Source organism: Maribacter arenosus (assembly GCF_014610845.1).
Classification (GTDB): Bacteria; Bacteroidota; Bacteroidia; order Flavobacteriales; family Flavobacteriaceae; genus Maribacter_A; species Maribacter_A arenosus.
On the sequence record NZ_JABTCG010000003.1, the window covers coordinates 20,813 to 42,318 of the forward strand.

Here is a 21,506-nt window from a genome sequence, read left to right on the forward strand (position 1 = left end):
CCGAGATAAATGTATTTTTTATGCAAATCTTCCAAGCTTGGGCACAAGCGAAGCGATTGGTACAGTTAGAAATTTTTTGAAATATTCAATGGGAGACCGTAGCGGCTACCTGCCGGTAAAGGCAGGCATACTTACGCCTTCAATTTTTAATTAACTTATTATCGGATAATTAAAAGTATATAACGTATGAAAGTTGCCATTTACGGACAAACATATCAGGATAATGCGCTAGACTATGTTGCGGAGCTACTCGATGAGCTCGAAAAGGAATCTGCCACTATTGCCATTGAGGAGTATTTTAAATCCTATCTATCCCAAAAACTGAATACAGCTAAATGCGGTTCTTTCAATGAATCAAATGGTCTGGATAGTTCTTTTGATATGTTCGTCAGTTTTGGTGGCGATGGCACAATATTAAGGGCCACTACCTATGTTAGGAACTTGGGCATCCCTATTGTTGGTGTGAATACTGGACGGTTGGGTTTTCTATCGACTTTTAAAAAAGAAGATGTGCGGAAGGTGGTCAGGGAATTCGTTCAAGGGGCCTATACCATTGTAGAGAGAAGTTTGGTTGAGGTAAATGCCGGTCCACAGGCAAAGGAAATAGGACCATTGAACTTTGCCTTGAACGAGATTACCGTAAGCCGAAAGGATACAACTTCGATGATTACAGTGGAAACCCATTTAAATGGCGAGTATTTAACATCATATTGGGCAGACGGCTTGATCATTTCCACTCCTACTGGTTCCACAGGCTATTCTTTAAGCTGTGGAGGACCGGTGATCGTTCCTACCGCAAAATCCTTGGTGCTTACGCCCATAGCACCACATAATCTCAACGCAAGGCCTTTGGTGATTTCCGATGATACCATAATACGGTTAAAGGTCTCAGGTAGGGAAGACCATCATCTGGTTTCATTGGATTCCAGGATCGCAACCCTGGAAAACGGTATATCCATCGAAGTGAAAAAGGCAAGCTTTACCATAAATATGATAGAATATACTTCTGAGAGTTTTTTAAAAACACTGCGTAATAAATTGTTATGGGGCGAGGATAGGCGCAATTGAACCCTAGAAAAACAATATTTGTCCGCAAATGTTGTTTATCATGTGGGAACATGGATGTAATCCTATGTGAAATCGAATATTTAGGATTTAATTTGCAAACTTTGTAGAATTTATGAAGAATTATTTTTTTTCAATTCTTGTTTTGCTTTGTGTATCATTACGTGCACAAACCTACGAAATAGGGGTATTTGCAGGCGGGGCCAATAATATTGGCGATGTTGGAAGAACAAACTTCATTCTTCCTTCCGATATCGCATATGGGGGATTGTTCAAATGGAATAAAAGTAAGCGATATGCTTGGCGTGCTAGTGTAATTTATGGTAAATTTACAGCTGATGATTCAAAATCGAGCATGGCCTCCAGAAAACAAAGGGGTTATGTGGTGAACAATTCCATTTTTGAGGCTTCGGCGGGTTTGGAGTTTAACTTTGTTGAGTATAACTTACATAAGTTGGGTCCTGCTTTTACGCCCTATCTTTATACTGGAGTCACCTATTTTAGATATGATTACGACTATATAGATGCAGGTCAGCAAATCAGTCTTGATCAAAAAGATGGGTCCTTTGCCATTCCCATGGTGGTAGGAGTTAAAAGAAGATTGAATCAATTTTTGATTATTGGGGCAGAAATAGGCGCAAGATATACCTTCACCGACAATCTGGATGCCAGTAATCCTGAAAAATCAAATGTTAATCAACAATTGGATGTTGATTTTGGGAATATTTTTAGTGACGATTGGTACGTTTTCTCCGGGGTTACCTTAACCTATACTTTTGGAAGAAAACCATGTTCCGATTGTTTTGAGTAATACATCATGAATACTATTGAAGACATCGACAATCAAAGATTACCTAGGCATATTGCCATTATTATGGATGGTAATGGTCGATGGGCCAAGGAAAAGGGCAGGCTTAGGGTTTTTGGCCATGAGAAAGGTGTCACCACGGTGAGGAGAACCGTTGAAAGCTCTGTGAAAATCGGTATTGATTTTCTCACCTTATACACTTTCTCCACAGAAAACTGGAACCGACCTCAATTCGAGATTGATACGTTGATGAAGCTTTTGGTTTCTTCTCTCAAAAAAGAACTTAATACGTTTAACAAAAACAATGTACGCCTTAATACCATAGGGGACATTAAAGCCTTGCCAAGAAGAGCCTATGAGGAACTTTTGGAGGTCATGGAAAAAACCAAGGGAAATACGGGCATGACCTTGACTTTGGCTCTGAGTTATGGCGCTAGGGACGAAATGTTGAACGCCGTTAGGCAGATTGCTGTCAAAGTTAAAAATAATATAATTTCTCCCGAAAGTATTGATGAAACCATTATAAATAACCATCTTTACACGCACAATTTACCAGATGTTGATTTGCTCATCCGAACTAGTGGAGAACACCGGATAAGCAATTTTTTATTATGGCAAATTGCCTATGCTGAACTATATTTTATCGATGTATTTTGGCCCGATTTTAAGGAACATCATTTGGTAGGAGCCATTATAAATTACCAGAACAGAGAACGAAGATTTGGAAAAACTAGCGAACAACTCATCTAGAGATATGAAAAGGTTCATGTCCCTTGAACCATTATTTACCTTCTTTTTACTTTTTATTGTCACCATTACCTCAGCACAAGATGTTTCTTATGAAGATGGTAAAAAATATGTCCTAGCCGGACTTGAGGTGACCGGACTACAAAGTTACAATGAGCAGACGGTAAAGACCTACACGGGGTTAAGGGTGGGACAACCCATAACGTTACCTGGGGAGCAGATCAGTGAAATCATTAATAAACTTTGGGGTTTAGAGCTATTTACCGCTATCGATTTCTATATAACCGATATACAGGGAGACAATGTTTTTCTTGAGTTGAATATCATTGAGCGTCCTACCCTGTCAAAGATAAAAATGAATGGCGTAAAAGAGAGAAAGGTAAACGAAATTTTAAAGGATACGGACCTAAAGAAAGGAAAGAAAATCACAGAAAGCCTTATCGCCAATAGCAAGAATTACATTCAGAATAAGTTCAAGAAAAAAGGATACCTGAACGCCAAGGTGAATATTATTACCGTTAATGATACCAGTGAAACCAATGCCCGAAGTATGATCGTGAATTTGGACAAAGGGGATAAGGTTAAAATAAAGGATATTGTTTTCGAAGGAAATGAAAAATTACCGGCAAAAAAATTACGTAAAGCCCTAAAAAAGACCAAGAAAAAGAAATTGGGACGTTTTTGGAAAAAGTCTAAATTCATTAAGGACGACTATGAGAACGATTTGTCCCTCTTGGTCGACAAATATGCCGAGAATGGGTACAGGGATGCTAGGATTATTTCCGATACCGTTGTGAATGTCAATGAGAACAACATTAAAATAAAGATCAAGGTCGAGGAGGGTAATAAGTATTATTTCGGGGATATAGATTTTGTCGGCAACAGTGTTTATTCCGATCAGGCATTAAGTAGGGTATTGGGTATTAGAAAAGGGTCTACCTATAATGGTGTCTTGTTGCGCGAGCGAATCGCCGATGATACCAAGCCCGATGCCAATGACGTAACTAGCTTATACCAGAATAATGGCTACCTATTTTCAAGCATTAATCCCGTAGAAGTATCCGCTGAAAACGATACCATCAATTTTGAGATACGTATTATCGAAGGCAAGGAGACCTTTTTGGACCATGTCACTGTAAACGGTAATGACCGTACCAATGATCATGTCATTTTCAGGGAACTGAGAACACGACCTGGACAAAAATATAATAAGTCGGATATTATTAGAACTATCCGTGAATTAGGACAACTCGGTTTCTTTGATGCTGAACAGATCAAGCCAGATATCGTAAATCCAAAACCTAATGAAGGTACGGTCGATTTGGACTATAGTCTTGTTGAATCTGGATCTAGCCAGATAGAACTGCAAGGGGGCTACGGTGGCGGTGGCTTCATTGGTACGTTGGGCCTTTCATTCAGCAATTTTTCGTTAAAGAATATTTTAAATGGGGAAGCCTATAAACCTGTACCTATGGGAGATGGTCAAAGCTTTGCTGTTCGTTTGCAGGCCAGTAGAACCTATCGGGTGTATAGCTTGAACTTTTCGGAACCTTGGTTAGGTGGTAAAAAACCGGTTCGTTTTAATTTATCATTGTCAAAGACCCAACAATTTCGGGCCTCATACTCAAACTCGGGTAGAATCGAAGTGAATAAGGACGAAGGATTCTCCATCACTGGGATTTCTGCTGGTTTGGCGAAAAAGGTGCAATGGCCCGATGATTTCTTTGTGATTTCCCATTCGCTGGGGTACCAGCTATATGAATTCAATAATTATAATCTGGGCTTGTTCAATTTCGGAAATGGCAATGCCAATTCCTTTACCTATACGCTGGGTATTTCCAGAAACGCCACCGCTGGGGGTAGGATCTTCCCTAGGGGAGGTTCCAATTTTGAGATTACCGGGAAATTTACGCCGCCCTATTCCCTTTTTAATGATAAGGATTACAGAGGCTTAAAAGAGGAAAGTGAGGATCTCACTATAAAAAGATCTACAGTGGGCTTGACTGCTGCAGAGGCAACACAGTTGGAAGAAGTAGACCAAGAGCGCTTCAGATGGTTGGAATATTATAAAGTGAAGTTCAAAGGCGATTGGTATACCACCCTCGTTGGGGATTTAGTACTTAGGACCAATGCCGAATTAGGGTTCCTGGGCAGTTATAACAGTGCTGTCGGCGATGTGCCTTTTGAACGCTTCTATGTCGGTGGAGATGGTATGGGTAACTTTACTTTAGACGGTAGGGATGTGGTTCAGTTACGTGGGTACGACAACCAAGCATTAACACCACGAGACCCTTTAACCGGTTCAGTTGATGGTGCTCTATTATACAATAAATTCTCTATGGAGCTACGATATCCTTTGACCTTGAAACCTTCCGCATCGATTTATGGCCTGGCTTTTTTAGAAGGAGGTAATGGTTTCAACAATTTTCAGGAATTTAATCCGTTTCAAATAAAACGATCGGCCGGAGTGGGGCTTAGGATTTTTATGCCGGCATTTGGACTATTGGGAATTGATTTTGGCTATGGTTTCGATCAGGACTACGGCACAAGTACAACAGGGCCCAGTGGATGGCAAACACACTTCATCATCGGTCAACAGTTTTAATTTAAGAATCGTGGCATAGGCTAATCTATTCATTTTAAAAGTTTTAGTATTTTTGGCACGATATTTTCTATGTATTAAAACGGAATCACAATGAAACCAAAAACAAAAGTTCTTTTAATTGTATCCTTTTTGCTATGCATGTTCCACACTTTCGCGCAGCGAGGTGTCCGAATCGCTTATGTAGATATGGAATACATCTTGGAAAATGTCGATGAATATCGCGATGCCAGCGCCCAATTGGAAAATAAAGTCCAAAAGTGGAAAGTTGAAATCGAACAAAAGCAAAGTGCGGTAGAGCAAATGAAAAAAGATTTAATGGCGGAAAAGGTGCTTTTGACCAATGAGTTGATCGCCGAGCGGGAAGAGGAGATACAAATCCTTGAAAAAGAGATGATAGAGTACCAACAAGACCGTTTTGGACCCCAAGGAGACTTGGTAATGCAAAAAAGGCAGTTGATTCAGCCAATACAGGATCAGGTATTCAATGAAGTACAAAAAATAGGTGCAAATAAAAAGTATGATTTTATTTTTGATAAATCTGCGGATGTTGTAATGTTGTACTCCGAAAAAAGACATGATATCAGTGAGTTGGTGTTACGTGGTATTTCGAGGACAAGAAAAGTAAGTAAACCCAAGAAAGAGGCGGCCGACAAGAACAGATTGGCCGAATTTGAGGGAGAAACCCCAGATGAGGAGGAGGAGATGAGCGAGGCGTTAAAAGAGCGATTAAACCTGGCGAAACAGGCCGAAGAGGCAAGGGTGAAGACCGCGGATGAGAAAAGGGCCGAACAATTAAAGCTCAGGGAAGAACGTAAAAAGGCCTATGACGAAAGAAGAAAGAAGCTCTTGGAGGAAAGGGAGGCCAAGAAGAAAGAAAAATTAGAGGAAAGAAAGAATGAAATTGAAAAGGATAGTATAAATTAATCGGTCTTCAAAGAAGTACCAGTGCAATATAATCCTTTTTAAGAACCGTATGAACAGTTTACTTCATACGATATAAAGTATAAATTTGGAATCAATAACTTAAATTAACACTCAAATATTATAATTAAAAATCATGAAAGAATTAAAGAAAATAGTAGTTGCCTTGGTTTTGTTCGTAGCAGCGACAAGTTTTGTACAAGCACAAAGTAAAGTGGCCCATATAGATGTAACACAACTTTTATCCCAAATGCCTGAAATGAAATCAGCAGAGGCAGAGTTGAAAAAATTACAGGAAACCTATAGAGCCGATATAGAGAGTTCCATGACGGAATTAAAGAATAAATACACCCAGTATTCCAATGAATCGGCCTCAAAATCTGAAGAAGAAAATCAGAAAAGGGCCCAGGAATTACAAGTATTCGAGAAAAACATCGGTGAGGCACAGCAAAATGCCCAACAAGAACTTCAAAAAAAGCAAGCCGAATTATTTGCGCCAATCTCGGAGAAGGCTAAGGCTGCCATTGAGAAGGTAGCTGCAGCACAGGGTTTTGATTATGTTATTGACGCACAACCAGGTGGTGGACTCATTGTGGCCAAAGGAAAAGATCTTCTAGCAGAAGTGAAAAAAGAATTAGGTTTCTAAGAGCTTATTTAGAACTATAAAAAACCATCCTGGCGATAGCGTCAGGATGGTTTTTTTATTTCAACCTATAAGCTTATTTCTTATCCCTTGCCATCTGTGTTTACGGATGAACTTTCCCTCATCCACCGTCACCAATTTTTGCATTTTGTTTCTACCTGCCTTAAAAAAGCCCATTAAATTATGATACAGGGTTTTTATGCTTTTTTGTTTCCATGCCATTTTTAGCGATGCCACAAACGTTAAGTAAAAACCATAGTCCATTCCGTACATGGCTTCCCCTTGCATTAGTCTGGCCTTGGCATTATAGGCTTTCCCGGTGGGGCGCAAATGCTTGACTTTTAAATCTTCCATGGTTCTGATGTCATAACCATGGTATTGTGCGAGCAATTCATCTACCGTATCCCAACCCATGGCATTTTTGAGACCTCCGATACTCTTAAAGCAAGCTTTTGTGTAGGCTTTAAATGCCCCTCTAACATGCTTTTTATTCATGGGGTGGTTGAGCTCCCACGTTCCATTTGAATTGAGTTCATAGACAAAACCTCCGGCAAGGCCGACTTTGGGATTTTCTTTAAAGACCGTGGCTATTGTTTCAAAATAATGGGAAGGGAGTATGACGTCGGCATCCAATTTCACGATAAAATCATACTCGTTATCCAAAAGTTCCAAACCTTTACGAAAAGCGTTGATCACCTTACTACCGGGCAGATGTTCTTTTGACGAGCTTATGTTCAATTTTTCGAAAAATCTGAAATTCTTACTGAATTCATCAATAATATTTTCAGTGCCATCATTTGAATTATCATTGACAATGATCACTTTCTTAGGCAAAAGTGTTTGTACGGATACGGAATGTAGCGTATCTGACAAAAAAGCTTCTTCGTTATGTGCGGGTATGATGATGTAGTAGTCCAAATTACTGGTTTTAAGAGCCTACTTCGGCTATTCTCTCAGCATATACGATGTAGTATCTAGGGGTAAAGCTTCTTAATAATGGGCGAAGACCTAGCTTTTTAACAGGATTGGTCCATTTGTTCCTATCTACGATTTTCCAACCTGCCTTTTCTAAAAGCCAATCGAATTGCCAGTCCTCGAACTCATGATAATGACGGTCCCAAGGGTCTGTTTTGCTTTGGTAGGCTGATGAGAACCATAACCGCAAGGGGATGCTGGCCACAAGATGTTTTGCCTTTATTTCACGTAATACGTTGAAAGGGGCAACCAAGTGTTCAAAAATTTCAAAAGCCGTAACGACCTCTGCTTTGCTTTCGATGACCGTAGTAAAATCCAAATCCAGATCTTCTCCTTTTGTATTGGTAACCGAATACCCCTTCTCCTTCATAATCTTGGAAAACGGATTTTCAATTCCGAGATCTAAAATGGATTGATCCTTGGAAATGTGTCTTTCTAAAAAAGACAGGGTTTTCGCAAATCGTTTATTGGGAAAAGTTTTTTCGTACATCTAAAATGGACAGTATTGTGAAATAGCCAAGATTCGGTTGATTATTATGTTGTTGGTACGAAGTTAAAAAAATATGCAGAGGCATAAACATATACCTCTGCAATTCTTTATTCAAGATGTATACAAACTATTTAAACTTCGTATACAATGGCATTGATGTTCATGCCGGCACCTACACTGGCAAATAACACCACATCGCCTTTTTGTATGCTGTGGCCTTCAATATTACCTTTTTGCAACTTATCATATAGGGTGGGTATTGTGGCAACGGAACTGTTACCCAATCTACCGATGGTCATCGGCATTATGCCCTTGGGGGTTTTTAGTTTGTATAATCTATAGAACCGTTTTACAATGGCTTCATCCATTTTTTCGTTGGCTTGATGTATGAATATTTTTTTGACCTCGGATATATCCCTTCCTGTTTTATCCAAGCATTCTTTCATGGCTTGTGGTACATGGGATATGGCAAACTCATAAATTTTTCTACCGTACATTTTAATGTAACGTCTATCTTCTTTAATGTCCTTGTTATATGATTCCCCAAAAAACAGATAAAAGGCCTCGTCATTGGCATAGGTAGCTGTTTCGTGGCTAAGAAGTTGTCCCTTGCCTTCAGTCTCCTCTATAATTGCAGCACCTGCACCGTCTGAGTAGAGCATTGTGTCACGGTCATATTCATCAACGACCCTTGAAAGCGTTTCAGCGCCAATAACCAAACATCTTTTTGCCATTCCCGCCTTAATGAAAGCGTTGGCTTGTATAACCCCTTCAATCCATCCAGGACAACCGAAAAGCATATCATAAGCCACACATTTTGGGTTTTTGATGTCCAATCTATGTTTTACACGAGTCGCGAGACTGGGGAGGGTGTCACCTTGTATTTTCCCTTGTGATACATCACCGAAATTATGGGCAAATATGATATAATCCAATGTTTCTTTGTCAATACCGGCATTTTCAATAGCTTTTACCGCCGCAAGGTACCCCAAATCAGAAGTGTTGAACTCTTTTTTGGCGTAGCGCCTTTCACTTATTCCGGTTATCGATTTGAATTTTTCTATTATAGTTTCATTGGGTGCATCGATTGGAGTTCCATCACTATTCAAGAAAGTGTTTTTATTAAAATAGGAATTTTCAATGATAATGGAAGGTCGAAATGACCCCGTTCCGGTAATAGCTATACTCATTTGTGGTAAATATTTTTGCAAAATTAAGACATCCAAGAATATTTTGTGTCAATTAAACGGATAACAATACGATGTCCAAGAATATTTATACCTCTCGAATGCAATTACAAAAGCCTATTAGAATATCTAAAAGGCTTTTGTTTATAGGGGATTATAAAGTTATTCCGATTCAAGATAGGCTTCCATAGGGGCGCAACTACAGATAAGATTACGATCTCCATAGGCATCATCGACCCTTCTTACCGTTGGCCAAAATTTATTGTCCGATACAAACGGTAAAGGAAAAGCTGCCTGCTGTCTACTATAGGGAAAATCCCATTCGTCATTGGTAAGCATTTTCAGGGTATGGGGTGCGTTTTTAAGTGGATTGTTGATCGGATTTTCGGCCGCCTTCGCAATTTCATCACGAATAGCATTCATGGCGTCACAAAAACGGTCCAGTTCGGCTAGACTTTCACTTTCTGTAGGTTCTATCATTACTGTTCCAGCTACTGGAAATGAAACCGTTGGGGCATGAAACCCATAGTCCATAAGGCGTTTGGCAATGTCGGTAACCTCGATACCATTTTGTTTGAACGGACGGCAGTCGATGATCATCTCATGTGCCGCACGGCCATATTCACCTGTATACAACACTTCGTACTTTCCACTTAAGCGTTCTTTGATATAATTGGCATTAAGTATGGCCACTTTTGTACTGTTGACCAACCCTTGTTCCCCAAGCATTTTAATATACCCATACGAGATCAAACAAACTAGTGAACTGCCCCAAGGTGCCGCCGAAATAGCGGATATAGCATGGCTACCCCCTGTTTTTATCAATGGGTTTCCAGGCAGGAAGGGCAACAATTGTTCTGCAACACATATGGGGCCAACACCAGGACCGCCACCACCATGAGGTATGGCAAAGGTTTTATGTAAGTTTAGATGGCAAACGTCTGCCCCGATGGTAGCGGGGTTTGTTAAGCCTACCTGTGCGTTCATATTAGCGCCATCCATATACACTTGTCCTCCATGGTCATGGATCAACTTGGTGATATATTTTATGGATGATTCAAATACACCATGGGTAGAAGGATAGGTAACCATCAGAGCAGCCAAGTTCCCGGAATGCAATTTGGCTTTTTCCTCTAGATCGGCCAGGTCGATATTGCCTTTATCATCGGTTTTGGTGACTACCACTTTCATGCCTGCCATTACGGCTGAGGCCGGATTTGTGCCATGGGCCGAAGATGGGATAAGACAAATGTTTCGATGTCCCTCGTTTCGTGATTCATGATAGGCCCGAATGACCATAAGTCCAGCATATTCCCCTTGGGCCCCGGAATTGGGTTGGAGCGAAGTACCGGCAAAGCCCGTAATCGTTGTCAGGTCCTTTTCCAATTCTCGAAGGACTTCCTGGTAACCTTCGGCTTGGTCTAAGGGTACGAATGGATGCAAATTGCCCCATTCTGCCCAACTAAGGGGTAACATCTCACTGGCGGCATTTAATTTCATGGTGCAGGAACCCAAAGATATCATGGAATGGTTCAAGGAGAGATCCTTTCGTTCTAATTTCTTGATGTAGCGCATCAATTCTGTCTCTGAACGGTATGAATTGAATACTTCATATTCAAGAAAAGGGGTTTTTCGTAAAAGTGTCTTAGGGATGACATCTTTGATCGGTTCCGAAAGAAGGTTCTCCTCCTTTTGGGCCTTCAACTGCAGGAAGCAAGAGAGTATAGGTTTGATATCCTCATCATGGGTAGCCTCGTTTATTGATATGGATAAGGTATTCTTGTCTATATAATTAAAATTTATGCCATGCTGTTCTGATATTTCCCGCAGCCTATCCGTGTCGGGAACATTGATTTTTAGGGTATCGAAAAAAGATGTGTTCAATTGTTCAAACCCTAGCCTTTTAATACGCTGGCTTACGATTCTTGCTTTATGATGAATTTTTTCGGCAATATACTTTAATCCTTTCGGGCCATGATAAACGGCGTACATGCCCGCCATAACGGCCAAAAGTACCTGAGCGGTACAGATGTTGGAGGTAGCTTTATCACGTTTTATATGTTGTTCCCGGGTCTGTAATGCCATCCGTAAAGCAGGTTGTCCGTCGGCATCCCTGGTCACCCCGATAATTCGTCCGGGTATATTTCTTTTGAACTCCTCTTTCGTAGCAAAAAAGGCCGCATGGGGCCCGCCATACCCTAAGGGGATTCCAAATCGCTGACTGGTGCCCACGACGACATCGACACCGAATTCACCAGGAGGGGTCAATAGTACCAAGCTTAAAAGGTCGGCAGCAACAGCGACCTTGATTTCATGCTCCTTGGCCTTGGTAACGAAAGAGGTATAGTCATAAACCTGACCGTATTTTCCAGGATATTGAAGTAAAGCGCCATAAAAATCTTCATCGAACCCAAATTCTTCATGATCACCAACCACCAATTCAATCCCAAGAGGTTTAGATCGGGTTTGTAATAAAGACAAGGTTTGTGGCAATACTTCTTGGGATACAAAGAATTTTATCGCACTATTATTCTTTTGGGATCTGGTTCGAACGTCAAAAAGCATGGACATCGCTTCCGCGGCGGCTGTACTTTCATCCAATAAAGAGGCATTTGCCAACTCCATACCAGTTAAGTCTGAAATTACGGTCTGAAAGTTTAGAAGGGCTTCTAGACGACCTTGTGCGATTTCTGCTTGGTATGGGGTATATGCCGTGTACCACCCCGGATTTTCCAAAATATTCCTTTGGATGACCGAAGGGGTAATACAATCGTGATATCCTAAACCGATATAGGTCTTAAAAAGCTTGTTTTTTCTGGAGAGCGTTTTAAGATGCGATAGAAATTCATGTTCGCTCAGGGCCTTTGATAATTGAAGGGGATGTGCCAATCGTATGTCCGAAGGAATGGTTTCTGCGATGATCTGATCTAGACTCTCGGCCTTGACGGTTTTGAGCATATGTTGAAGGTCATCTTCGTGGATACCAATATGGCGTAAGGCAAACAAATCCGTTCTCATATCTACAATCTTTTGATGGGCAAACTTAGGAATTTAATCGCTTAAAATAGACCAGTTTCCTGCGGTTGATGATTAAAGTTTTTAACGAAAACCTATGGTTATAAACAGTTTGGTTATTTTTAACGGATGAACTCCATGAAGCGCCTGTTCAATTTTTACTTGGATGCCAGTATACATGTGGCGTTGGCGGTGGTATCCTTCTTAATTAGTACAGCGATTTTTTTTGATATTGAATTAGGCAACCACCTCGCATATTTTGTTTTTTTTGGGACTATTATCAATTATAACTTCATTAAATATGGTGTTGAGGCCGGGAAATATATTTTGGTCAGCAACAAATATCATAAGAGCATCCAACTTTTTAGTTTTATTTGTTTTGTCCTAACGTGCTATCATGCTTGGTTTTTAAGTTTCGATACTTGGCTGATTCTTTTCATTTTAATGGTGTTAACGGGTTTCTATGCCTTTCCGGTTTTACCACAGGCCAGGAATTTAAGAAGTCTCGGTTTGCTTAAGATCTTTTTTGTGGCCTTGGTTTGGTCCGGGGTAACGGTTGTTTTGCCATTAGTTGAAGCGGAACGTGTTTTCGTTTGGGACATTTGGATTGAAGTTGTACAGCGTATTCTGGTAGTATTGGTATTGATGGTCCCATTTGAGATTCGGGACCTAGTCTATGACAAGCCCGACTTAAAGACCATTCCACAGCGTATTGGGGTAATGCGAACCAAGTTATTGGGCGCTTTTTTGGTCCTTTTATTCTTCCTTCTCACTTTCCTTAAAGATGACCTTACCGAATTGGAACTTGTTGCCAAAGGAATTCTTTGTTTGGTCTTGGGCGGACTTATGTTCGTTACCAGACGTAATCAAACGAAGTATTTCTCCTCTTTTTGGGTAGAGGCCATTCCTATTGTGTGGGGAGTGTTGATTTGGTTAATGACTTTCGGATTTTAAATCTTTTCCTGTAATTCCTTTTTCATTTCCACTTTTTCTTTTTCAGGTAAGCAGCATAAGGGAGCCTTTTTGCAGAGGGAAGTAAGTTTAGCGTTCTCTTTTGAAAATTTGGCACAGGTCTTACAAATGAGAAGATGAAAAATCAGTTGTAACTTTTCGTAGAAAGTGGCCTCATTGTATTGTTTCTTATTGCAGATTATGGCTGCTTTTTCGCACGAAATCATAGTTAAAACCAATTTTTGTTCAGGCAATCCATCAAAGCGGTTCTGGCCCTATGGATCATTACCCAAAGATTAGACGGGTTAATTCCAAGTTCTTTACAAATATCCTCTGTTTCCATCCCTTGAATGGTTTTCATTTTAAAGACCAAGGATTGTTTCTTTGGTAATTTCGAAATACATTCCTGTATCGCCAGTCCTAATTCCTCATTTTCTATACTACTATTTTCATGTGTACTTAGTGGATCGGCAATCTGCTCTTCGAGCCAATCACCATCGGCGTCGGTATGGCTACTATAGTTCATACGAACCTCGGCCTTGCCTTTATTCGAATTGATTTTTCTATAGTGGTCAATTACTTTTCGTTTAAGAATAGCGATAAGCCATGTGCGTTCCGCGGCGGTGCCTTTATAATTAGCAGCGGATTTTAATCCTGCGAAAAAGGTTTCCTGCACAAGATCTTTCGCGATTTCAGCATCGCTGATACGGGCAACTGCATAGTTGAAAAGATAATCTGCATATTGATCTACCCAGGTTTCGGGATGTAATTGGTGTTCTGCCATGTATTTTATACTCCTATCAAAAGTAATTTAAATTTAACGATTATGCTTATTTTTGAATAAAGAGATCCTATTATGAGACTAGTGGTACTGATGGCAGTAACGTTATTGATTAACTTGGGCTGTTCGCAAATAAAGGAAAGGCATATTACGGAAGTTTCCAAAGCTGAGTTGGATACGGTTGTATTGGTAGATGTTAGAACCCCAAAGGAATACAATGCCGGTCACTTGGAAAATTCCTTGAATATTAACTGGTTGGGGGATAGTTTTAAGTCCGACATTCAAAAAATAGATAAGGATAAAACCATTTATGTGTATTGCCGGAGTGGTAAGCGCAGTAGCGATGCGACCAGGTATTTAGATTCATTGGGGTATAAGAATGTGTATAACCTAAGAGGCGGTTATATTGCGTATATGTCAGCTAAGGAATAGGGGAAAACCGATGCTTCAATGCTCCCTTTTCAATCCAATGCAAAATGTTCACTCTAAAATCTAGCGCAACAAAAAAAGAAATTATAGCAGTCCGGCCCGTTCCAAAAGCGCCTCAATTTTAGGTTCCGCACCCCTGAAACGCTTGTATAAGACCATGGGTTTTTCAGTACCTCCTTTTGAGAGTATATGCTGTTTGAATTTGTTGGCGACCTCCTTGTTGAAAATCCCTTTTACCTTGAAATAGGCAAAGGCATCGGCATCCAACACTTCTGCCCACTTATAACTGTAATAACCCGACGAATACCCACCTTGAAAGATATGGGAAAAGGCCGTACTCATACAAGTTTCAGCAGTATCCGGAAATAGTTGCGTGCCTTTAAACGCTTTGGTTTCATGGCTCTTGACATCTTTGATACTGGATGGGTCGGCTCCATGCCATGCCATGTCTAAAAGGCCGAAACTCAATTGGCGTAAGGTGGCCATACCTTCTTGGAAGGTGGCTGAATCTTTTATTTTATGTACCAGCTCCATTGGAATGATTTCCCCAGTTTTGTAATGTGTGGCAAAAAGTTCCAGGGCCTCTTTCTCATAACACCAATTTTCCATAATCTGACTTGGGAGTTCAACAAAGTCCCAATAGACCGAGGTGCCCGAAAGGCTGGGATAAGTGGTATTCGCAAGCATACCATGCAGTCCGTGCCCAAATTCATGGAAAAGGGTGGTAACCTCATTAAAGGTCAATAAGGAAGGTTTTGAAGGTGTTGAACGGGTAAAATTACACACGTTGGAGATATGTGGGCGTACAGGCACACCATTCTTCACATACTGGGGTTTATATGACGTCATCCAAGCGCCACCGCGTTTACCTTCCCTGGGATGGAAATCGGCATAAAAAAGGGAAATATAATTGCCCTTATCGTCGGTTACATGATAGGTCTTCACTTCTTCGTGGTAGGTATCGATATCAAAGACCTCCTCAAATCGGAGTCCGAACAATTTTTCAGCTACCTTGAAAACCCCTGATATGACATTCTCCAATTTAAAATAGGGTTTTAGCTTTTCATCATCAAGATCGTAAAGCTTTTGTTTCAACTTTTCGGAATAGTAAGAGGCGTCCCATTTCTGTAGTTGATCTATATCATCCAAATCCTTGGCGAAATCCTCCAACTGTTTAAATTCCCTTTCAGCCGCAGGCTTGGCTTTTTCAAGGAGTTCGTTCAAAAAGGCATGTACCTTTTCAGGGGTTTCCGCCATGCGCTCTTCCAATACAAAATGGGCATGGGTTTTGTATCCCAATAGCACTGCTCTTTCATGCCTTAGGTTGGCAATTTTCAGTACGTTTTCCTGATTATCGAATTTATCATTATGAAACCCCTTACGGCCAAAGGCCAACGAAAGTTTTTTTCGCAATTCCCTATTCTTGGCATATTTCATAAACGGAATATAGCTGGGATAGTCCAAGGTAACCATCCAACCTTCCTTGCCTTTTGATTTGGCCAATTGCGCGGCTGCCTCCTTTTCCCCTTCCGGAAGACCCGCTAACTGTTCTTCATCGTCGATGGGCATTTCAAAGGCATTGGTCTCTGCCAAAACGTTTTCCCCAAATTTTAATTTAAGTTTTGAGAGTTCAGTATCGATCTCGCGTAATCGTTTCTTTTTGTCCTCGGGCAAATTGGCGCCATTTCTACTGAAACTTTTGTATTTTTTATCTAATAAAGTGTCTTGCTCTATGGTTAATTCGAGCTGCCCTCTCTGTTCATAAACGGCCTTTATTCTTTTGAAAAGGTCTTCGTTCAGGGTAATGTCGTTACTGAATTCTGAAAGTAGGGGAGAGATTTCCTGGGCTATTTTCTGTATTTCCTCGTTGGTTTCAGCGGAATTCAAATTAAAAAATACACTTGAAATCCGATCTAATTGCTGTCCTGCGAATTCTAAGGCCTCAATCGTATTTTCAAAGGTCGGTGCAGCTGTATTTTTTGATATCGCCTCAATTTCTGAACGAGCATCTTCAATAGCCTTTAGAAAGGCAGGCTTAAAATGTTCGTTCTTTATTTTTGAAAAGGGAGCGGTATCGAATGGGGTTAAAAGAGGGTTGTTCATAAAAATCTTACTGGTTTAAATCAATGGAAAGTATGGGATTCAACATAAGGATTCAGTATTTTAAGTTATAAAATAGTAGATATCCCCGGCTTCATAACCCATCACTTTTTTCTAATTTTTTTGCTCCTTCAATGACTTTTTGCTTAAGGCCTTCCTTATAAAGGATTATTTTGTCCAGAACACACGTATCTGAACTTCCGATAATCTGGGCCGCCAGAATACCTGCGTTTTTAGCACCGTTTAGGGCTACAGTGGCGACGGGTACACCTCCTGGCATTTGAAGTATCGATAAGACGGAATCCCATCCATCGATAGAATTGCTGCTTTTCACAGGAACACCAATGACTGGCAAGGGAGACATTGAGGCTACCATGCCAGGAAGATGGGCCGCCCCACCTGCTCCTGCGATAATGACCGTTATACCATTCTTATGGGCATTTTTACTAAAATCAAAAAGCTTTTCAGGGGTACGGTGGGCAGATACAATGTCGACTTCAACCTCAATGTCAAAACCCTTTAAAATATCAATCGCCTCTTGCATTACGGGTAGGTCGCTTGTGCTTCCCATGACTACGGCTACTTTGCTCATATGCTTTTATTTACTTATTACCTTGATGGTCTCCTTTACTTGTTGGGCAATCCTCCTGGCTTCATTAATATCTTCGTTCACAATGGTTACATGGCCCATTTTACGAAAAGGTCTTGTTTGTCTTTTTCCATAAATATGTGGAGTTACACCATCCATCTTAAATATTTCCTCGATGTTTTTGTAGACTACATCCCCTGTATGCCCCTCTGCTCCCACTAAATTGACCATAATCCCGGCAACTTTACTATTGGTATTTCCCAAAGGTAAATCCAATATGGCCCGAATGTGCTGTTCAAACTGATTGGTATAGCTTGCTTCAATACTGTAATGACCACTATTATGGGGTCTTGGAGCCACTTCATTGACCAGGATTTCGTTTTCTTTTGTCTGGAACATTTCGACAGCCAATAAACCCACATGTTTTATTTGCTTTGAGACTTCTAAGGCAATTTCCCGGGCTTTGTTCGCAACTTTATCCTCAATACGGGCAGGACAAATGACATATTCCACTTGGTTCGCTTCAGGATGGAACTCCATCTCCACCACCGGATAGGTAGTAATCTCACCCTTTACATTTCGGGCGACGATAACGGCGAGTTCATTTTTAAACGGAATCAATTTCTCAGTGATACATTCCCCAGGAGGTAATCCTTGCAAATCCTTCATATTCCGGATTATTTTCACTCCCTGGCCATCATATCCGAACTGTGCGATTTTCCAAACAAACGGAAAATCCAAACTCCCATGCTCAATACTTTCCTTAATCTCACTAGCATAGGCAAAGCGTGAAAATGGGGCAGTAGGGATATTATGGTCGACATAAAACAATTTCTGTTTCGCCTTGTTTTGAATGATCCGCAACGCAGCAGTCGGTGGATAAACCTTGATTCCTTCATCTTCCAGCTTCTCGAGGGCAACGATGTTTACATTCTCGATCTCAATGGTGAGTACATCCACTTTTTTCCCGAAATTGTAAACGGCATCAAAATCCAATAGGTCACCGATTACAAATTCGTCACAGCCAATTTTGCAAGGCGCATCCTTGGAGGCGTCCATAACCTTGGTATGAATATCGAATTTTCGGGTTTCATACAACATCATCTTGCCCAATTGACCACCACCTAAAATCCCCAATGTAAAGTCAGAAGAAAAATAATCCATGGTTCAATTGATGTGGTTTGGGTTAATGTTTTACGGATAACAGAAACAAAAATACATCGAATTCTTAAAACTCAAGGGTTGTGATTCAAAAAGAGAAATCAAAATGGTATCTTTGCCATCTTATAAAGTAAATGTCCATTGATAAAACTTCACGATAAATATTTTAAACCCTATCTCAGTGAGGAGCGGATTCTTACTGCTGTCAAATCGTTAGCAGAAAGAATTGCGATTGATTATAAGGACAAGACCCCTATTTTCGTCGGTGTTCTAAACGGGGCATTCATGTTCGTCGCCGATTTTTTAAAGGCATATCCCTATCCTTGTGAGGTGTCTTTTATAAAATTGAGTTCGTACCAGGGCTTGACCTCAACGGGAATTGTGGAGACCTTATTGGATCCACCTGATAATATCGAGGGCAGAAGTGTGATCATTCTTGAGGATATCATTGATTCTGGCCGTACACTCAAGGAATTGGTACATATCTTCAACAAGACCAATGTTAAGGAGTATAAAATTGCAAGTTTGTTTTACAAATCCGAAGTATATAATGGAGAATATACCATAGACTATATTGGTATAGAAATCCCAGATAGATTTATTGTCGGATACGGACTTGATTATAATGAGTTGGGTCGTAACCTCAGGGAAGTATACCAATTAAATCAAAAGCATATGATCAATCTAGTTCTTTTCGGCAAACCAGGTGCCGGAAAAGGTACCCAAGCCGAGTTTCTTAAAGACCAATATAATTTAAAGCATATTTCAACCGGGGATGTTTTTCGCTACAACATAAAAAACGGTACGGAATTGGGAAATTTGGCCAAATCATATATGGATAAGGGCGATCTAGTTCCTGATGAGGTGACAATTAAAATGCTTCAAGATGAGGTCGAAAATCATCCGGAAGCCAGTGGATTTATTTTTGATGGATTCCCCAGGACAGTGGCACAAGCCAAGGCATTGGATGAATTTTTGAAGACCAAGGAAATGAGAATCAATGCGACGCTAGCACTTGATGCCAATGACGAGGTTTTAATCCAACGTCTGTTGGAGCGTGGAAAAGTTAGCGGAAGGACAGATGATCAGGATGAATCCAAAATCAGGAATCGTTTTGAGGAATACAACCAAAAAACGGCTCCCTTACAAGCCTATTACGAGGCCCAGGGCAAATACCATAGTGTCAACGGTATTGGGGCCATAGAGGACATTACCCGTCGTTTGGCCAAGGTTATCGAGGAGTTATAGAAAACACCATAAATGTTTCTTCATATAGCCAAGGACTTTTGAATTTCATAAGTGGGGCTATTTACCTTACCGAAACGTCTTCAGCACATATTGTTGTAATGATTAATTGATTAAAAAATGACCGAAGGCAACTTTGTTGATTATGTTAAAATCCATGCCAGCTCTGGTAATGGGGGTAAGGGTTCCGCACATTTGCATCGGGAAAAATATATTACCAAAGGGGGTCCTGATGGAGGGGATGGTGGCCGTGGTGGACATGTTATTGTTCGTGGCAACAAAAACCTATGGACCTTGGTTGGCTTTAAGTTTAAAAGGCATTTTAAAGCTGGCCACGCAGGTCATGGAAGCAAGAACAGAAGTTCAGGTGCCGATGGCGAAGATGTTTATATGGATGTGCCTTTGGGCACCGTTTTCAAAAATAGTGAAACCAATGAGGTCCTCTTCGAGATCACCGAAGATGGTGAAGAGAAAATATTATTGGAAGGCGGCATGGGAGGTCGGGGCAATTGGCATTTTAAAACCGCAACCAACCGAACTCCCCGTTATGCCCAGCCCGGGGTTAAAGGCCAAGAAATCGATGTTATTTTAGAGTTGAAGGTCTTGGCCGATGTTGGTTTGGTGGGGTTTCCCAATGCAGGTAAATCTACCTTATTGGCCGCTATTACGTCAGCAAAGCCCAAAATAGCTGATTATGAGTTTACCACGTTAAAACCCAACTTGGGTATCGTGAAACAACGTGATTTTCAGAGTTTTGTCATGGCAGATATCCCAGGGATTATTGAAGGTGCCGCAGAAGGGAAAGGCCTTGGGCATTATTTCCTGAGACATATTGAGCGCAATGCCATGCTTTTATTCTTAATTCCTGCAGACAGTAATGACATTAGTAAGGAATATGAAATTCTTTTGGATGAGCTTCGCCGTTACAATCCAGAACTTTTAGACAAGGCTCGCTTGGTTGCCATCTCAAAAAGCGATATGCTCGATAAGGAATTGATGGATGAAATGAAAATTGAATTGGACAAGGATTTTTCAGATGTACCATATATGTTCATATCCTCGGTTTCCCAATTGGGTATCCAAGAACTTAAAGATAGGCTTTGGGACATGCTGAACAGTTAATCGAATAATAAGGTTTTTCTCCATTATAAGGCCATTTTTTCTTTAAATTTATATAAAACTATGCCATGAAATATATTGGCTACTTCGTTATTATTCTATTTTTTACCTCATGTCATGTTGTTCGTGTGCATACCGATTATGAGAAGGAAACCGATTTTTCCAATTACGCTACTTATAACTACTATAACGATATGGAAACCGGTATGAGTGAATTGGAAGAAAAACGATTTTTCAATGTGTTGGATATAGCAATGCAAAGTAAGGGATTAAGGCTTTCTGAAGAGCCTGATTTTCTTATCAACATACAGAGTCGATTTTATGAAACGCCAAGGAACAATACGGTCGGTCTTGGGGTAGGGGGTGCCGGAAGAAATGTCGGTGGGGGAGTCTCTGTCGGAATTCCGGTGGGACAAGCCAAAGTACAACGGGAAATTATCTTTGATTTTGTAGACAGCCAGAAAGAGCAATTGTTTTGGCAGGCCACGAGTAAAAGCAGTTTCAATGAAAAGGCAACCCCCGTAGAACGGGAAAGGAAGCTACAAGAGATTGTAGCGAAGGTATTGTCAAAATATCCGCCTAAAACGAGAAAATAAAGAATACAGCTCCATTAATAGTTGAAACCGCGTCGAAAAACAGATTCTTCAATTTATCCCTTAAGCAAATCCTTGTACT

Annotated in this window: 20 protein-coding genes; 11 read left to right on the forward strand and 9 right to left on the reverse strand. The window is 40.6% G+C overall.

The window, feature by feature from the left end; all coding sequences use genetic code 11:
• Window positions 1-186: 186 nt before the first annotated feature.
• The 6 genes from HPE63_RS08155 to HPE63_RS08180 all read left to right on the forward strand — a co-directional run bounded on the left by HPE63_RS08155 (window position 187) and on the right by HPE63_RS08180 (window position 6,792).
• Window positions 187-1,068 (forward strand): NAD kinase, encoded by an 882-nt coding sequence (locus HPE63_RS08155; RefSeq protein WP_188313784.1) that lies wholly within the window; start codon window positions 187-189, stop codon window positions 1,066-1,068.
• A gap of 112 nt (window positions 1,069-1,180) precedes the next feature.
• Window positions 1,181-1,876, forward strand: a complete 696-nt coding sequence (porG, locus tag HPE63_RS08160; protein WP_188313785.1) for a type IX secretion system protein PorG — start codon at window positions 1,181-1,183, stop codon at window positions 1,874-1,876.
• 6 nt (window positions 1,877-1,882) lie between these two features.
• The gene (locus HPE63_RS08165; protein WP_188313786.1) at window positions 1,883-2,623 is read left to right on the forward strand and encodes an isoprenyl transferase; all 741 of its coding nucleotides are present in this window, start codon (window positions 1,883-1,885) and stop codon (window positions 2,621-2,623) included.
• A gap of 4 nt (window positions 2,624-2,627) precedes the next feature.
• Window positions 2,628-5,225, forward strand: a complete 2,598-nt coding sequence (locus tag HPE63_RS08170) for a BamA/OMP85 family outer membrane protein (RefSeq protein ID WP_188313787.1) — start codon at window positions 2,628-2,630, stop codon at window positions 5,223-5,225.
• Window positions 5,226-5,315: 90 nt separating this feature from the next.
• Complete coding sequence (locus HPE63_RS08175; protein WP_188313788.1) at window positions 5,316-6,149, forward strand: OmpH family outer membrane protein; 834 nt, start codon at window positions 5,316-5,318, stop codon at window positions 6,147-6,149.
• Between the two features lie 133 nt (window positions 6,150-6,282).
• Complete coding sequence (locus HPE63_RS08180) at window positions 6,283-6,792, forward strand: OmpH family outer membrane protein (protein WP_188313789.1); 510 nt, start codon at window positions 6,283-6,285, stop codon at window positions 6,790-6,792.
• Between the two features lie 60 nt (window positions 6,793-6,852).
• Here the strand turns inward: HPE63_RS08180 and HPE63_RS08185 are convergent, their stop codons facing one another.
• From HPE63_RS08185 to gcvP, 4 genes are all read right to left on the reverse strand, one after another.
• Window positions 6,853-7,707 (reverse strand): glycosyltransferase family 2 protein, encoded by an 855-nt coding sequence (locus HPE63_RS08185; RefSeq protein ID WP_188313790.1) that lies wholly within the window; start codon window positions 7,705-7,707, stop codon window positions 6,853-6,855.
• Window positions 7,708-7,717: 10 nt separating this feature from the next.
• Window positions 7,718-8,254, reverse strand: a complete 537-nt coding sequence (locus tag HPE63_RS08190; RefSeq protein ID WP_188313791.1) for a methyltransferase domain-containing protein — start codon at window positions 8,252-8,254, stop codon at window positions 7,718-7,720.
• Window positions 8,255-8,385: 131 nt separating this feature from the next.
• Window positions 8,386-9,444, reverse strand: a complete 1,059-nt coding sequence (locus HPE63_RS08195; protein ID WP_188313792.1) for a 3-oxoacyl-ACP synthase III family protein — start codon at window positions 9,442-9,444, stop codon at window positions 8,386-8,388.
• A 159-nt stretch (window positions 9,445-9,603) separates the two neighbouring features.
• Window positions 9,604-12,459, reverse strand: coding sequence for an aminomethyl-transferring glycine dehydrogenase (gcvP, locus tag HPE63_RS08200; RefSeq protein ID WP_188313793.1), 2,856 nt, complete (start codon window positions 12,457-12,459; stop codon window positions 9,604-9,606).
• A 135-nt stretch (window positions 12,460-12,594) separates the two neighbouring features.
• Between gcvP and HPE63_RS08205 the strand changes: the two genes are divergently transcribed.
• Entirely contained in the window at window positions 12,595-13,410 is an 816-nt protein-coding gene (locus tag HPE63_RS08205) for a hypothetical protein (protein WP_223198095.1), read from the forward strand.
• On the opposite strand, the gene HPE63_RS08210 is transcribed toward HPE63_RS08205, so the two are convergent.
• Both HPE63_RS08210 and HPE63_RS08215 read right to left on the reverse strand, forming a co-directional pair.
• Window positions 13,407-13,634 carry a hypothetical protein gene (locus HPE63_RS08210; protein WP_188313795.1) on the reverse strand — a complete coding sequence of 76 codons (228 nt, stop codon included), beginning with the start codon at window positions 13,632-13,634 and terminating at the stop codon, window positions 13,407-13,409. The two genes, HPE63_RS08205 and HPE63_RS08210, sit on opposite strands and share 4 nt — an antisense overlap.
• Before the next feature lie 2 nt (window positions 13,635-13,636).
• Window positions 13,637-14,191, reverse strand: a complete 555-nt coding sequence (locus tag HPE63_RS08215; RefSeq protein WP_188313796.1) for a sigma-70 family RNA polymerase sigma factor — start codon at window positions 14,189-14,191, stop codon at window positions 13,637-13,639.
• A 72-nt stretch (window positions 14,192-14,263) separates the two neighbouring features.
• Here HPE63_RS08215 and HPE63_RS08220 point away from each other — a divergent pair, with 72 nt between their 5' ends.
• Entirely contained in the window at window positions 14,264-14,620 is a 357-nt protein-coding gene (locus tag HPE63_RS08220; RefSeq protein WP_188313797.1) for a rhodanese-like domain-containing protein, read from the forward strand.
• An 81-nt stretch (window positions 14,621-14,701) separates the two neighbouring features.
• Here the strand turns inward: HPE63_RS08220 and HPE63_RS08225 are convergent, their stop codons facing one another.
• From HPE63_RS08225 to HPE63_RS08235, 3 genes are all read right to left on the reverse strand, one after another.
• The gene (locus tag HPE63_RS08225) at window positions 14,702-16,720 is read right to left on the reverse strand and encodes a M3 family metallopeptidase (RefSeq protein ID WP_188313798.1); all 2,019 of its coding nucleotides are present in this window, start codon (window positions 16,718-16,720) and stop codon (window positions 14,702-14,704) included.
• Between the two features lie 91 nt (window positions 16,721-16,811).
• Window positions 16,812-17,309 (reverse strand): 5-(carboxyamino)imidazole ribonucleotide mutase, encoded by a 498-nt coding sequence (gene purE / locus HPE63_RS08230; protein ID WP_188313799.1) that lies wholly within the window; start codon window positions 17,307-17,309, stop codon window positions 16,812-16,814.
• A gap of 6 nt (window positions 17,310-17,315) precedes the next feature.
• Window positions 17,316-18,470, reverse strand: a complete 1,155-nt coding sequence (locus HPE63_RS08235) for a 5-(carboxyamino)imidazole ribonucleotide synthase (protein ID WP_188313800.1) — start codon at window positions 18,468-18,470, stop codon at window positions 17,316-17,318.
• A gap of 138 nt (window positions 18,471-18,608) precedes the next feature.
• On the opposite strand from HPE63_RS08235, the gene HPE63_RS08240 reads away from it, so the two are divergent.
• The 3 genes from HPE63_RS08240 (at window position 18,609) to HPE63_RS08250 (ending at window position 21,427) form a co-directional block, all read left to right on the forward strand.
• Window positions 18,609-19,715 carry an adenylate kinase gene (locus tag HPE63_RS08240; RefSeq protein ID WP_188313801.1) on the forward strand — a complete coding sequence of 369 codons (1,107 nt, stop codon included), beginning with the start codon at window positions 18,609-18,611 and terminating at the stop codon, window positions 19,713-19,715.
• Between the two features lie 117 nt (window positions 19,716-19,832).
• Window positions 19,833-20,834, forward strand: coding sequence for a GTPase ObgE (obgE, locus tag HPE63_RS08245; RefSeq protein WP_188313802.1), 1,002 nt, complete (start codon window positions 19,833-19,835; stop codon window positions 20,832-20,834).
• A 65-nt stretch (window positions 20,835-20,899) separates the two neighbouring features.
• Window positions 20,900-21,427, forward strand: coding sequence for a DUF4136 domain-containing protein (locus HPE63_RS08250; RefSeq protein WP_188313803.1), 528 nt, complete (start codon window positions 20,900-20,902; stop codon window positions 21,425-21,427).
• Window positions 21,428-21,506: the final 79 nt, after the last annotated feature.